This is a genomic window from uncultured Streptococcus sp., from assembly GCF_938036805.1.
Classification (GTDB): Bacteria; Bacillota; Bacilli; order Lactobacillales; family Streptococcaceae; genus Streptococcus.
In genome coordinates this window covers 1-14,392 of record NZ_CALHWC010000133.1, presented here as the reverse complement: position 1 = coordinate 14,392, position 14,392 = coordinate 1, and the positions used below count along the sequence as shown (strand labels likewise).

The following is a 14,392-nucleotide window of genomic DNA, read 5'->3' as shown; positions in this document are numbered from 1 at the left end:
CTTCCTTTAATTCGGGAGAATAGTAACGATTCTTTCCTTTTTTTGCGATCTCTATTCCATAACGATCAATCAATTTAATCATGTACTGAAGATTAGAAATGTTTATCCCAAATTGATTTGAAAGCTGTCTAAAGGTCTCTCCTTGCTTTCTCAATTCATATATTTGAACTTTATCTTCATAAGTTAATTTCATAAAAATAACACCCCAAATGTTAGATTTTTTCTGTCTAACTTTTGGGGTGCAGCTCATTTAACAGCTTGTGTTGAGCAATATTTTTCTTTGGATAGGGCGGTTAGAGTCTATCAATATGGCGATAAGTATATTTTCGCAGGAGATGGTCGTCATAGAGTGCGTATAGCTCAAGAATTGGAACTCGATATTCCTGTTATTATAACTAAGATTACTCAATAACAAAAGGTGGAGGAGGCTTAATTTAATGTTAGATACAAATGAATTGCAGAATGCAGCACAAGCATTACAAATTTATATTGAAGATGTTCAAGATAACATCAAGGTTATGAATAATGCTATATTTGACTGTATTGATAATATGGGTAGTGATCAGTATAGTGAAAAGGCAGCCGATCAGCTTCAAGAATGCATTAAGGGAATAACAGCTAGTGTTATTGAAGCGCAGATACTACATGGAAAAATTTTGAGAAAAATCGAAGAGATTGAAGAATCTCAAAATATACTTTGACAGTACAGGAGGGTTTATATGGCAAGGATAGAGGCAACCAAAATGGGTGCTGAGACATTGAAAAAGTTAGCATCTGATTTAAAAAACAGCAATAATAATTTGGAAATATGTAGCAATACATTGAGAAGTTCAATATCAGGTTTAGATAACTTAGGAGATTTTTCTGGTCAAATAATGGATATTGTAGAACAAATAGCAGTATCTCAATCGCAAGGGAGTGAAGCTGTGGAACAACTCTGTAGTAGGTTAAACACATTAGCGACTAAGATAGAGTCTATTTGTAGTTCATTATAGAAATTGGGAGAGAAATATAGTGGAACCTATAACAAATAGTATTATCAAAGAAAAATTTAGGTTGTATAATGATGATGTAGCTACAATGAAAGAGAGAGAGATCCATGATCAACTAGAGCGTGAAATTAAAATGCTTTATAAAAAGAGTATCCCACCAGTAGGAGACTATCTAGTGAGGGGTGCTATTCTTGGATATTTTATAGCAATCTTTATTGGACTTGCAAATCAATCTCTTAGTGCTTTCGGAATAGCATGGTTTTTTTCTCTAGTTGGTGGTGTAGTTATCTGGGGATTTAAATATGTTTCAATAATAGAATACAACAAATCCATTGAAGAAAAAAAATTAGTGTTAAATCGCAAAGCGCAAGAGGACATAAGAAAGGTCCATGAGGATTCTGATCGAAAAACTCATGAAGAAATTGATAATTACGACAGGGAGGTGAAAATATACTTTAGGAAAATCAAGAATAACAGAAAAAGTCTTGAACGGATGGTGGACTTTGCATGTAATATCTTTGATTCTGCTCTTGTAGATGCTACCAAGATGGCATCTAATGCTGAGAGGTTCATTAAAGTCGATTTTAAGTATACTGTTTCTATGACTAACATAGTTTATGAAACGAGCGTAGGTCACTCAATAATATATGATATGAAATCTCATCGTTATAGGAATCTTGATAAAGATACTGAGTGTGAAGCACTAGCCGCAGCTTTAAGGAAAATGATTGGTGATTATATACTAAAGAAATATGTCTCAAGGCAGGTACAATTGATGTATGGGAATAACGATGCAAATGTTATACTTCATTTTGAAATGCCCAATACTAATTTTGTTCCAGCGACAGTCATTATATGACAAATACACTTTTTAGTTATTACGGAGGTTAAAAGTAATGAATCATTTTGAGTCAGGAAAAGTTATAAATACTAATTTTGGCGTTCCTATCACAATAGAGTCCTTTATAGCCGGTGGAGGACAAGGTGATGTGTATAAAGTAACTTATGACGGAAAGAAGAAAGCCCTTAAATGGTACAAACCAGGAGCATTAGCAGATCCTGATGCATTCTATGAAAATCTTGAGAAAAATGTTAAAAAGGGCTCACCTGATAAGGCGTTCTTGTGGCCGCAAGCGATTACAGAAAAGACAGAGGGTTCCTTTGGATACATTATGGATTTGAGACCAGATGAATACCGTGAATTTACGGAAATCCTTGTTTCTTCTGGTGGAGGTGGTTTCTCTACGTTTAAAGCTGTTGTAGAAGCAGGAATTAGAATAGTTTCTGCGTTTCGTAGTCTTTATAAAATTGGCTATAGCTATCAGGACATGAATTCTGGTAACTTCTTCATCAACCCCAAAACTGGTGCTGTACTTATTTGTGATAATGATAATGTTGCTCCTAATGAAACATATACAGGAATTATTGGGACACCACAATATATGGCACCTGAGATTGTTATAGGAGAATCAAAACCAAATACTCATACGGATGAGTTTTCACTTGCTGTTGTTCTTTTCATGCTTCTATGTGCAAATCACCCTCTTGAAGGGAAACATTGGACAGTCCCATGTTTAACACCTGCTCTTGAAAAGAGATTGTACGGAAGCGACGCACTTTTCGTTTTTGATCCAAATGATGATTCAAATCGACCAGTAAAAGGAGTGCATAACAACGTTCTGAAAAGGTGGGACTTCTTACCTCAATATTTAAAAGATATTTTTATTACAGCATTCTCTCATGATGCAATAACCAATCCTAACAGAAGGGTTAAGTATTTGGATTGGTTGAAGGTGCTTATTCGTTTCCAAAGCGACATTGTTAGATGTCCATCTTGTGGTAATGAAATTTTCGTTATAAATGCTTCAGACACAAATTGTGATAAGTGTCAAAGACTTTTTGAGGTTAAAAATACTCTAAAACTATCAGACTACTCAATTACGGTTGCCAAAAACACAAGAATCTATAGGTGTCAGATAGAAGTTTGTAATGCAGAAGAAGCCCTTACTCCTGTTGCTCTTGTTGTAGCAAAGAAAGATAATCCTAATATTTTGGGGCTTAGAAATATGACAAATAGCACTTTAGTTGGAGTAACACCGAGTGGAAAGACAAATCAGGTGAAACCTGGTGAGGTTATTCCAATTAAGGCTGGAATAAGCGTTAAAGCTTTTGATGGAAAAATTGAAATTCAATAAATAGGAGGATAAACTTATGCCATTAGTCGGTGAAACAGAAGAAATCGCACGCAAACTACTTCCCATTATTTATGTACTAGATACATCTGGAAGCATGGAGGGCAGTCGTATTGCAGCAGTAAACGCAGCAATGAACGAGACGATGGAGGTTCTTAAAGATGTCTCCAATAAAAATCCCACTGCAGAATTGAAAATAGGTGTTCTCCAATTTTCAAGTGGACCTCAATGGGTGACGGATGAACTAGTTTTTATGGATGATTTTTACTGGAATGATTTGAAGGCTGGTGGGCTGACGGATTTTGGAAGTGCTTTGAATGAATTAAACAAGAAACTGTCAAGGGAATGGTATCTAGAAAGTCCAGTTGGACATAAAGTTCCAGTTATCATTTTTATGAGTGATGGAGAACCAACCGATGATTATGAATCAGCACTGAACAAAATTAAGAGTAACAATAAGTGGTTCCAAGTGGCTACTAAAATTGCCATTGCAGTAGGAGACGATGCAAATATTCAAGTTCTACAAAAGATAGCTGGCAATAAGGAGGCAGTTATTAAAGTTGACGATCTTGAATCTCTTAAAAAACTAATTAGAGTTGTATCTGTTACGGCTACTATGATTGGTAGTAAAAGTAGAACTGAGGATGATCAGACAGATAAAGTTATTTCTCAAATCAAACAAGACATGGGAGATGAAATTCAGGATACAAGCGAGCCGGAAATTAGCCAAGAGAATAACACTCAAGATTCATCAGATTCCTGGTCTGCGCAAGATGTAGATGATAGTGATCCTTGGGGAAATGGTTCTTGGGATTAGTAAATGGAGGTATAGGACATGTATGAACTAGTGCGTGCCTTGACTCAGGGTTCTGATCATATAAGACATGATATTCCTTGTGAGGACCATGGTCAGGTTTTTGAGTCAGAATCTTGTAAAATCTTTGCAGTAGCAGACGGACATGGTGATACAAATTGTCCAAGGAGTCAACTCGGTTCAAAATTTGCATGTGAGATTGCTATCTCTGAAATGAAGCTGTTCAGCACTGACATTATTGAGAATTCATGGGAGAAAAGGCTTATTTCTCTAGGTAAATATCAAGATTCCCTTATTCGTCAACTAATAACAAGCATTGTAGCCAAATGGACCACAGCAGTTAATGAAGAATTAGAAGAGAACCCTTTGTCGGATGAAGAGAAATCAGGATGTAAAAGGTACATTGATAGATATGATAGAGGAGAGAGACTTGAGCATATCTATGGTACGACTCTTATTGCAGGTTTACTGACTGAATCTTATCTTCTCTTAATACAACAAGGTGATGGGAGATGCGTTGTTTTTAATGCTGATGGAAGCACATCTCAGCCTATTCCTTGGGACGAAGATTGTTTTGCAAATGTCACAACATCACTTTGCGACCAGGATGTTATTCAGAAATTTAGATATCATGTAATTGACCTTTCTAAGAATCCAGTAATTGCTTGTTTGATGGGTAGTGATGGAGTTGAAGATTCGTTTTTCACCATGGAACTTATGGATTCCTTTTATCGTGATTTACTCGTCTACGCAAGTGAAAATGGAGTGGCAGGATTAAATAAACATCTGGATGAAGAATTACCAGAATTTAGTCGACAAGGTAGTGGTGATGATGTGACAATTTGTGGCATCGTAGATATTGATAAAGTAAAAGAGTTTATATCTACTTTCCAACGAGATAATGAGATTATTCGTAAGGAAAGTACATTAAAAGAAATAAATGATCGTTTAAAATCAATGAATGCTATGGGTAAGTTGGATGCTTTAAAATCTGACTATGAAAAAGCTGCAGAAACAGTAAGAAAATCTGAAGAAGATTATTCTAAAGCTGTAGAAAAGTACGATTCTTATACTTCAGATTTTCAACAATTTAATCAGGATGAAGCAGAAGGATCTGAAAAAGCCAAAGTATTTGTTAGGATTCTAGAGGTAATCTTATCAGGAAAACGTGTTGAGACTTTGAAAAATAAAATTACTGAATTAAAAATAGAAGTTGAACAAGCAAAGCAAAATCTTGATTTAGCACGTGGAAATTTAGCTCCGGTAGAAAAAGAATATCATGATTTTTTGGAGAAAAAAATAGTGTATGAGAAGAAAAAAGAAACTATAGAAGTACAACTAGCTGAACTTAGAGATTCAGAACAGTAACGATGTTTCTATAACAGTTTTTAGTTTACTCGTACTTTAATTTGCATGATAAAGGACTGAAATTAATATGGAAGCTAGTGTTTTGGTTATGAAGTGTGGCTTATCAAGAAACACATTCGGAGTTCGAATTCAAAAAATGAGGGATGGTGATTGGTATAGAACATGGGCTTTTAAACTTAACGATAAGTTAGCAAAGAGGGAAGGGTATGAGTTACAATCAATCTCAGGAAGTTTAATTGCAACAGAAGATTTCCCTGGTTGCCCGTATTGTGGAGCTCATAGTTTTTATCAATGTGGCAATTGTAATAAGATTGTATGCTGGGATACTAAAGATACTTTATTGACTTGTCCGTGGTGTAATAATAGTTGTGATACTATGGTTCAAGTAGAGCAGTTCTCAGTTGATGGTAATGAGTTTTAATTGTTTATAATAATACTTATTCAAATGGTTTTAAAAGATAATTTCTGTAATTCTGTTAATATCCTAGACATGTTTTGAGCTAAATATTAGGGGTCTAGCGACCTACGGTTGCTAGACCCCTTTTACAGTAATGGTAAAAACTTTGCCTTTACTGTAAAGGGTGCCTTATATTTAATCCTTTTGTTTTTAAATCTTGGGAAGTATTACTAAAGCAACTGTTGGAATCTTGATGCAGTTTTGTGTATAACTATGATGATACTCGTTAAGCAGATAATTATATAAAGTTACAGTTACTTTTTTCGGAGGTTGAATGTGTTTCCTGAATATGTAAAGTTTTACTATGAAAAGATACCAAAAGTACAAAAAGATATTTATATACAAATGTATAGAGGCTTTCGGGAACATAAACAAAAATTTAATATAAAGGCTGATACAAATATCATAAGTCCAGAGGATTTACAATATATATTTAGATGCCTTTATAATGATACGCCATCCTTCTATTTTGTTGATATTTCAAAGATTGAATTTATCAAGACCCCAACAGGTTATGTCTTTATTAATAACTTCATTTACTCTGAGAAGGAAATTTTAAAGTACAATAAAGCAATTCTTGATGGACTTCAGATTTTCAAAAAACGTTATATTAAGAGTGGCATGACTGATTATGAAAAAGAATTGGTTATTCATGATTATTTAGTTAGAACAATTACCTACGACCATGAATCAATTAGTCCAAACGAAAATGAAGTTCAAAATCGTGAAATATATAATGTCTTGGGACCATTATTACGTAAAAAGGCAGTATGTTGGGGCATTGCATGTGCCTTCAAACTTATTTGTGACTATTGCCGAATCAAGTGCTTTGTAATTTTGGGAAGAGCCTTGCAGAATAATCCCGGTGACTCTGGCCACGCATGGAACATAGTAAGATTAGATGACGAAAATTATCATGTAGATGTTACTTGGGATATAAAGAAAAAAGGTGATATTTCATTTATCTATGATTATTTAAATCTAAATGATCATTTGATAAAGTTAAATCATACATGGGATGACGAGTTATATCCCTTATGCAAAGCTCTTACATATAACTACTATTATAGAAATAAGTTATATGTAAAAGATTTAGAACAAATACCAGACTATATAAGAAGAAGCATATTGTCAGGATTAAAGTACATTACTTTTAAATTTGTAAATCGTATCCCTGAAGAAAATAAAATTAGAGAAATGATAGAAGTGGGTATGAAAAAAGCTCGTTATTATAATTCATACTATTGGTTAGTAGATGCAGAGACACATAACATATATATTGAATTACGTTAGAAGAAAAAGTTGTTAAACAATAATCATATGAAGCTGTTTAAAGATATAAATGTGTTTGAAGATTCAAAATATTTTTATTCCTGAGATAATATTCTTGATGTACAGTATGCACTTGCTAAAAGCATACATTTTTTGTGGGAGGAATTTATAGATGAAATGTAGTAAGTGTGGTAACGATTTAAGAATAGAAAGTGATAGTGTTGAAAAAGGGAAGTACTGTTCTTCTTGTGAAAAACATGACTTTCCTAAAAGTAATTCTATTGAGGAGGTGCTACGATGGATTGTCCAAAATAGAGGAGTTGAAGTATTTCAAAATAGTGGTGTAATCAATGCTATTCTTTCTGATCTTGCCCCGAAAGATGAAAAAGGTCGGATAAAAATAAAGAATGCACTTGCTGTTGGAGCAGGTGAATATTTTCACGGTATTGTGCAGCGAGGTACTTTGAACGAAGTTTCTCGTAAACAATTTTTGTCTGCTTTATCATCTAATGGTTTTACTATAGAATTTTGTAATTTTATCTTTGATGTCTTTGCATATTCTATTAATCAAAGTGTGGCAGTGCAGGAACAAGAAATCTCTAAAATCTCAGCTAATGATTATTATAAGAACATTATTTGGTTACTTCGAATGATTATAAATAATTGTTAGTTCTTGAATAATGCATTCAAGTAAACATTTTTGTAGGAGGAATTATAGATGAAATGTAGTAAATGTGGTAACGACTTAGGAATAGAAAGTAATGGTGCTGAGAAAGGGAAGTACTGTTCTTCTTGTGAAAAACATGATTTTCCTAAAAGTAATTCTATTGAGGAGGTGCTACGATGGATTGTCCAAAATAGAGGAGTTGAAGTATTTCAAAATAGTGGTGTAATCAATGCTATTCTTTCTGATCTTGCCCCGAAAGATGAAAAAGGTCGGATAAAAATAAAGAATGCACTTGCTGTTGGAGCAGGTGAATATTTTCACGGTATTGTGCAGCGAGGTACTTTGAACGAAGTTTCTCGTAAACAATTTTTGTCTGCTTTATCATCTAATGGTTTTACTATAGAATTTTGTAATTTTATCTTTGATGTCTTTGCATATTCTATTAATCAAAGTGTGGCAGTGCAGGAACAAGAAACCTCTAAAACCTCAGCTAACGATACTCATAAGAATATTATTACGAATACTCAGCAAAATAGTAAAAAGGTTTCACATAATATCAAGTCTGATGCAAGAAGAGACAAGGAAGAAGAAATTGTAAAAGGGGAATTAATCTCAAATGGGAAGCTTTACGAAGGAGTGTTTCTTAAGGAAGATAAAACTGGAAAAGGGAAAATGACTTCCGCAATCGGTATAATTTACGAAGGTGAGTTCCTAGAGGGCTATCTTAATGGGAAGGGAAAAATGACTTATCCGAATGGAGCAGTCTACGAGGGAAAATTCCAAAAAGGACAAAAGACAGGAAAAGGGAAGCTAATTTTCTCAAGCGGTAAAATTTATGAAGGGCAACTTTTGAATATATGTCCTAACGGTAAAGGCAAAATGATTTGGCCTGATGGAAGAGTTTATGAAGGCGATTTTGTTAATGGTAATAGAGAAGGAAGGGGGAGAGAGACTACTAAGAAAGGCACGGTTTATGAGGGTGACTGGTTATCAGATGAAGCAAATGGTAAAGGAAAATATATTTGGCCTGATGGGAGTGTTTATGAAGGCGACTTTGTTAATGGCAATAGTGAGGGTAAGGGGAAACAAATATGGTCTGATGGAAGAGTTTATGAAGGCGACTGGTTACAAGATAAACGCACAGGCAAAGGTAAATTTACTTGGCCAGACGTAGGTAACTATGAAGGCGATTGGTTAGATGGTAAAATGACAGGAAAAGGCAAGTTTACTTTTGCGAGTGGAAATATTTATGAGGGTGATTTTACTGATAATCAGTATAATGGTAAAGGGAAATTTATCTCTTTAGATGGAGAAATATATGAAGGATTTTATCAGAATAACAAGCGCCAGGGGACAGGCATTTTAATTAAAGGTGATGGAAAGTGTTATTCACAGATCTATTCTCAAGATAAACTTTTAGAAAGCAGAGAATTAGGATTTCGTAATAGGAGTGAAGTATGTCCATGTGGATCTGGGAAAATGTATAAGAATTGTCATGAAAGACGATTATAAAAAAGTAGTTCTATAGAAGGTGTCTCTGATGTCAAGTTTCACCATGTATTTAATGAGTATTTTTTCTAAATCTTTTAAGACTTTAGAATAGTAAAAGCCTTGAGAACAAGGCTTTTTACTATGTACCCAAACAACACCTTGCATTCATTTTTTTAAAGTGATATACTAGGACTAGGTTTTGAAATCGTTTGCATAAAGTTGCGATGAGTTTATAAGAAGAAATCTAGGAGAGAAAATATGGAATTGTCAGCTATTTATCACAGGCCAGAGTCGGAGTATGCTTATCTTTACAAAGATAAGACAATGCACATTCGCATTCGAACGAAAAGGGGAGATATCGAAGGTATAGCTTTGCACTATGGAGATCCTTTTATCTTTATGGAGGATCATTATGAGGACAGCAAGGAAATGGTCAAAGTCACCTCCGATGCTTTGTTTGATTATTGGCAGGTGGAGGTTTCAGTCGGCTATGCGCGACTTCAGTATCTCTTTGAGATTAAGGATAAGCAAGGCCAGACTATCTTGTATGGCGATAAGGGTTGTGTTGAAAACACGCTAGAAAACCTTCATTACGAAGGGAATGGCTTTAAACTTCCGTATATTCATGAGATTGATGCTTGCCATGTACCTGACTGGGTAGCAGATACGGTTTGGTACCAAATTTTCCCAGAACGCTTTTCCAATGGAAACCCTGAGATTTCACCTGAAGGTGCGCTAGCTTGGAATTCGTCAATCACGCCTAAAAGTGAGGATTTCTTTGGTGGTGATTTACAGGGAATTATTGACCATCTGGATTACTTGCAAGACTTGGGCATTACAGGCCTTTATCTCTGTCCAATCTTTGAATCCCCGAGCAATCACAAGTACAATACGACGGATTATTTCGAAATTGACCGTCATTTTGGAGGCAAGGAGACCTTCCGTCAACTGGTGGACCAAGCCCATCAGAGAGGTATGAAGATCATGCTGGACGCTGTTTTCAACCATATCGGGGACCAATCTCTACAGTGGCAGGATGTTCTCAAATATGGTGAAGATTCCGTTTACAAAGACTGGTTCCATGTTCAAGAGTTCCCAGTAACCAAGGATAAGCTGGAAAATCCAAGAAAGCTCCCTTATCATACCTTTGCCTTTGCCAGTTATATGCCTAAGCTCAATACGGCAAATTCTCAAGTGAGAGACTATTTGTTGAGCGTTGCGACCTACTGGATTGAAGAGTTTGATATCGATGCTTGGCGCTTGGATGTGGCTAATGAAGTCGATCACCAATTTTGGAGAGATTTCAGTAAGGCTGTCTTGGCTAAAAAACCTGATCTTTATATTCTTGGGGAAGTCTGGCACACTTCCCAGCCTTGGCTAAATGGCGATGAGTTCCATGCAGTCATGAACTATCCTCTCTCTGATAGTATCAAGGATTATTTCTTGCGTGGGGTTAAGAAGACCAGCCAATTCATTGATGAGATTAATGGTCAGTCTATGTATTATAGAAAGCAGATTTCGGAAGTGATGTTCAATCTTCTGGATTCGCACGATACGGAGCGCATTCTAGCTACTGCCAAAGGTGATACACAGCTTGTTAAGTCTGCCTTAGCCTGCCTCTTTTTACAAAGGGGAACACCGTGTTTCTACTATGGAACCGAGCTAGAGTTAGACGGCGGGCCAGATCCAGATTGTCGTCGTGTTATGCCTTGGGAACGTGTTTCCAGTGACAATGACATGCTCGATTTCATGAAGAAATTGATTCGGCTTCGTAAGAGTGTTTCAGACATTATCCAGCATGGGAAACACAGTCTAGAAGAGATCAAGCCTGATGTGCTGTCTCTGGAATGGGATTATGATGGTCAAAAGGTCCGAGCAATTTTTAACCAATCAGTAGAAAATTATCTTGTAGAGAGTGATTCTGTAACTTTAGCAAGTCATTGCCAAATATCGGACGGGCAGCTTCATATCTTACCAAAAGGCTTTGCGATTTTTGTGGAAGATTTGCAAACTGAAGAAAATTAATTTTTGGAAATTTGACTTAAGTATTTTGTCAGGGTTACTCAAATTTCAAAAACCCAATCTAAGAGCAGTCTATTTAAGAAGAGCAAGTAACTTATTAGAAAAGAGGAGTTCAGAATGGAATTAAAAGATTCTACTGAAAAAGAGCAGGAGCAGATCAAAGAGGGGCTTAGTACAGCTGTTATTAGTGATAAGGAAGCGGCAAAAAAGATTTTGGCTCTGGTGCCACAAGAATGGCTTAAGCGAATTCCCTTCCTTGTTAGAGGGCATGCTACGACCAAGACGGTTGAGCGAGTTGCCAAGCAATACCCAGAACTCTATGCTGTGGCTAAGCAAGCAGGGGAACTTCCTGAAAAGGAGCGTGAGGAATTGCGCGCCATCATGACAGCTATCTTCGAAGAAAAGATGAACAAGCACAAGATTAAGTAGACTTACCAGTTTAGAGCGAGTCCCTTCTTTAAGTTGGCTATTCTAGATTATTCATCTATTCATAAATCAAAGTGACTGCACTTTTATCAACTGCAGTCATTTATTATGGCTTAAGGAAGTTTCTATCCAAGATATATTTTTCCTTTCTGTTTTTCAGTATTTCTTGATATAATAACAAGAGGAATTATTTGAAGATGAATATAGGAAAATGTAAAAAGGACGAAAGAATGAAAAAAGTAAAAAAGATTATGTTGATGAGTGCCTGCACTTTGGCAATTCTTGGCTTAGCTGCATGTGGGAAGGCAGAAAAGCAATCAAACGGCAGTCAAGAGAATCCAACAGTTGGTCAGACTAGCTCGGAAAAATACCCATGGAAGGCGACTTATTCAAATCTAAATAGTCAAAAGAGTGTCGAAGAAGTTAAGAGTCTATTAGCTGCCGACTTGGATAAAGATAGTGTAGATAACTTTGTCAATCTAGTCAATGACTACAATGGACTTGTTGGCTCTACTGGATTAACGGGCGATTTCACTAAATTTACCAAAACCGAATATGATGTAGAAAAAATCAATCCTCTCTGGCAGGCAAAGAAGGGCGATTTTATCGGGACAAATTGCCGGATTAATACTTATACCTTGCTGAAAAATAGCATCGACATCCCTCAAATAGAAAAAGATGACGAACTCTTGTTCATAGATAATGACTCGATTGACAAGGGCAAGCTCTTTGATGCCAAGGATAAGGAAGAATTTAATATCCTGTTTTCAAGAGTCAAGACTGAAGCGACTCAAGATGTAAAAGTCCATGCTAAGAAGATGGAGGAATACTTCAAGCAGTTCAAGTTTAACGAAAAGGCTCGGATGCTTTCTGTCATCGTCCACGACAATCTTGACGGTGATTCTCTCTTTGTAGGGCATGTCGGCGTCTTGGTTCCAGATAAAGATGGCTATCTGTTTGTCGAAAAGCTGACCTTTGAAGAGCCATATCAGGCCATCAAGTTTGCGACCAAGGAAGATGTCTACAAATACTTGCAGACAAAATATAAAGACTACACAGGGGAAGGACTGGCCAAGCCCTTTATCATGGATAATGATAAGTGGGTAGAGGGGAAATAGAATTTCGAGCTAGTTAAGGGAAGGACATAAAAATGGATAAAAAACAGACATATTTTTCGATTGCCCTTGTTCTTATCGGTTTTCTACTTGTGGAATCAAGTATTTATATCATACCCTATATTGAAGGATTAAAAGAATTAGAAATAGCTGTTTTTGTAAGTGGAATTCTTACTTTACTAGGTGTCATCATCTTATTAGCAAAGACTAAGAGGCATAATGATTAAAGAGCAGTACTTACAAATAAAAGATTTAGAAATTATTTTATTGGAATTTATTGGTCATAAAATAGAGGAATTGTCCGTCTTCAAAGCATTATCTGAGAATTTGAACTATCTTAATAGAGAAAAGCTAGATATGGTTGATTCATCCGAAATTCATGATAGCGAAGGTCTTACTATTGTAGACTTGCAGCAGAATGGTAGGGAATTGTTTATTCGCTTTGAAATGGACCTTCAACTAATGGGCTGGGCATCTGCTAGAAATGACTATACAGCCTATATCCAAGGGAGTCTTGTTGGAAGTTGTCGAGTTGACTTGAAAGCAAAGCTTGTTTTTTCTGGCAAGAATATAAATGTTCTCGCTAAAGCTCAATTATTGGAATATGGCGAAAGATTGATTTCGGAGTTAGAACTCCACTACCAAGATATTGAAGGTTCTGAACGCGCTGGCTGATGAAACATTCTTAAATGAATAAGCGATAATTGCCTAAATGATCAGTCCCGTGACTAGGATTAGTCGGGATTATAGATAAAATTCTTTTCAATAAAGTTAAAAATATGCCCTTATGGACAAGAAAGGAGTCAGTTATGACAAATGAACTGAACAAAGAAATTTTTATGAGCATGGTTGAACTGCTTACAGAGGACAGCTCTGTCCGTTCTGCTATAGAAGCTTGTCTTGCCTCACCATGGGACTACTTTGATGAAAATCTTGAAAGGTATGACGATCGTGAGATAGAAGATGACGAAGCGGAAGATACCATCGTTTGGCTAGGAATTGTGGATGAGTTAATTGAGAGTGGTGACGCCATTGAACTGGATTGGAATTCAATATTAGAAGACTTCACCTATTTCATGAAAGAATTGGCAGAGCAAAAGAGTATCCCACTGCAAGATGAGTGGCTAGATGAAGATGGAGACATTCCATCATGGTGCAAGGTTTTGGATGAAAAATGGGAGGAAGCAGGCTACTGCCTCGGAGCAATGGACATCGACAGTGACAGCTATGTCATCTTTGTCTGCCGCAGGGAGACTTTGACTGAACTGACTCAATTAGGTCAAAAGGTTGGTTTCCGTTTTGATTTTGCGAAGAATATGTAAAATATCATGCTTAAAAGGGTGAACCAAGCCTGATGATACAAAGGAAGCCTGAGACGGCTGGGGAAATCATCCCGCTAGTTCAGCTTTCCTTTTTGTTTAGTCATAGATGGATGTAGCAGATGAAGCAGATTGCTTCGTCTTTTTTTCTTTTTGTGTTAAGCTAAGATTAGCAAACTGAAAGGGTTCTCGGATGTATCTAGCAGACTTAATGGAAAAGAGTGAAGCGGGGCAGTTTATTGTCCTGTCTTATTTAC

General features: G+C 36.2%; 16 protein-coding genes and 1 pseudogene. 16 read left to right on the top strand and 1 reads right to left on the bottom strand.

Annotated elements, in window-relative coordinates; all coding sequences use genetic code 11:
• A pseudogene (locus tag Q0191_RS05310) lies at nucleotides 1-193 on the bottom strand (IS3 family transposase); the annotation flags it as partial.
• Between the two features lie 244 nt (nucleotides 194-437).
• Between Q0191_RS05310 and Q0191_RS05305 the strand changes: the two are divergent.
• The 16 genes from Q0191_RS05305 to Q0191_RS05230 all read left to right on the top strand — a co-directional run bounded on the left by Q0191_RS05305 (nucleotide 438) and on the right by Q0191_RS05230 (nucleotide 14,138).
• Nucleotides 438-701: a hypothetical protein gene (locus Q0191_RS05305; protein ID WP_297664488.1), complete on the top strand. Its 264-nt coding sequence runs from the start codon at nucleotides 438-440 to the stop codon at nucleotides 699-701.
• A gap of 18 nt (nucleotides 702-719) precedes the next feature.
• Nucleotides 720-995, top strand: coding sequence for a hypothetical protein (locus tag Q0191_RS05300; protein WP_297664486.1), 276 nt, complete (start codon nucleotides 720-722; stop codon nucleotides 993-995).
• Nucleotides 996-1,014: 19 nt separating this feature from the next.
• The gene (locus Q0191_RS05295; RefSeq protein ID WP_297664484.1) at nucleotides 1,015-1,851 is read left to right on the top strand and encodes a hypothetical protein; all 837 of its coding nucleotides are present in this window, start codon (nucleotides 1,015-1,017) and stop codon (nucleotides 1,849-1,851) included.
• A 37-nt stretch (nucleotides 1,852-1,888) separates the two neighbouring features.
• Nucleotides 1,889-3,187: a serine/threonine-protein kinase gene (locus Q0191_RS05290; protein WP_297664482.1), complete on the top strand. Its 1,299-nt coding sequence runs from the start codon at nucleotides 1,889-1,891 to the stop codon at nucleotides 3,185-3,187.
• A gap of 16 nt (nucleotides 3,188-3,203) precedes the next feature.
• On the top strand, nucleotides 3,204-4,001 hold the full coding sequence (locus Q0191_RS05285) for a VWA domain-containing protein (RefSeq protein WP_297664480.1): 798 nt from the start codon (nucleotides 3,204-3,206) through the stop codon (nucleotides 3,999-4,001).
• Nucleotides 4,002-4,019: 18 nt separating this feature from the next.
• Nucleotides 4,020-5,366, top strand: coding sequence for a protein phosphatase 2C domain-containing protein (locus Q0191_RS05280; protein WP_297664478.1), 1,347 nt, complete (start codon nucleotides 4,020-4,022; stop codon nucleotides 5,364-5,366).
• 67 nt (nucleotides 5,367-5,433) lie between these two features.
• Entirely contained in the window at nucleotides 5,434-5,787 is a 354-nt protein-coding gene (locus Q0191_RS05275; RefSeq protein WP_297664476.1) for a TerY-C metal binding domain-containing protein, read from the top strand.
• Between the two features lie 312 nt (nucleotides 5,788-6,099).
• On the top strand, nucleotides 6,100-7,116 hold the full coding sequence (locus Q0191_RS05270; RefSeq protein ID WP_297664474.1) for a transglutaminase domain-containing protein: 1,017 nt from the start codon (nucleotides 6,100-6,102) through the stop codon (nucleotides 7,114-7,116).
• 151 nt (nucleotides 7,117-7,267) lie between these two features.
• Nucleotides 7,268-7,765: a hypothetical protein gene (locus Q0191_RS05265; protein ID WP_297664472.1), complete on the top strand. Its 498-nt coding sequence runs from the start codon at nucleotides 7,268-7,270 to the stop codon at nucleotides 7,763-7,765.
• A gap of 48 nt (nucleotides 7,766-7,813) precedes the next feature.
• Complete coding sequence (locus Q0191_RS05260) at nucleotides 7,814-9,274, top strand: MORN repeat-containing protein (RefSeq protein WP_297664470.1); 1,461 nt, start codon at nucleotides 7,814-7,816, stop codon at nucleotides 9,272-9,274.
• A gap of 237 nt (nucleotides 9,275-9,511) precedes the next feature.
• The gene (locus Q0191_RS05255) at nucleotides 9,512-11,278 is read left to right on the top strand and encodes a glycoside hydrolase family 13 protein (RefSeq protein WP_297664468.1); all 1,767 of its coding nucleotides are present in this window, start codon (nucleotides 9,512-9,514) and stop codon (nucleotides 11,276-11,278) included.
• Nucleotides 11,279-11,392: 114 nt separating this feature from the next.
• Nucleotides 11,393-11,704, top strand: a complete 312-nt coding sequence (locus tag Q0191_RS05250) for a hypothetical protein (RefSeq protein WP_297664466.1) — start codon at nucleotides 11,393-11,395, stop codon at nucleotides 11,702-11,704.
• A gap of 227 nt (nucleotides 11,705-11,931) precedes the next feature.
• A complete protein-coding gene (locus tag Q0191_RS05245) occupies nucleotides 11,932-12,819 on the top strand; it encodes a DUF4300 family protein (RefSeq protein WP_297664464.1) in 888 nt (295 codons plus the stop codon).
• A 32-nt stretch (nucleotides 12,820-12,851) separates the two neighbouring features.
• Entirely contained in the window at nucleotides 12,852-13,043 is a 192-nt protein-coding gene (locus Q0191_RS05240) for a hypothetical protein (protein ID WP_297664462.1), read from the top strand.
• Nucleotides 13,036-13,491 carry a hypothetical protein gene (locus Q0191_RS05235; protein ID WP_297664461.1) on the top strand — a complete coding sequence of 152 codons (456 nt, stop codon included), beginning with the start codon at nucleotides 13,036-13,038 and terminating at the stop codon, nucleotides 13,489-13,491. Before Q0191_RS05240 ends, Q0191_RS05235 begins: the two co-directional genes overlap by 8 nt.
• A 134-nt stretch (nucleotides 13,492-13,625) precedes the next feature.
• On the top strand, nucleotides 13,626-14,138 hold the full coding sequence (locus tag Q0191_RS05230; protein ID WP_297664459.1) for a DUF6630 family protein: 513 nt from the start codon (nucleotides 13,626-13,628) through the stop codon (nucleotides 14,136-14,138).
• Nucleotides 14,139-14,392 lie beyond the last annotated feature (254 nt).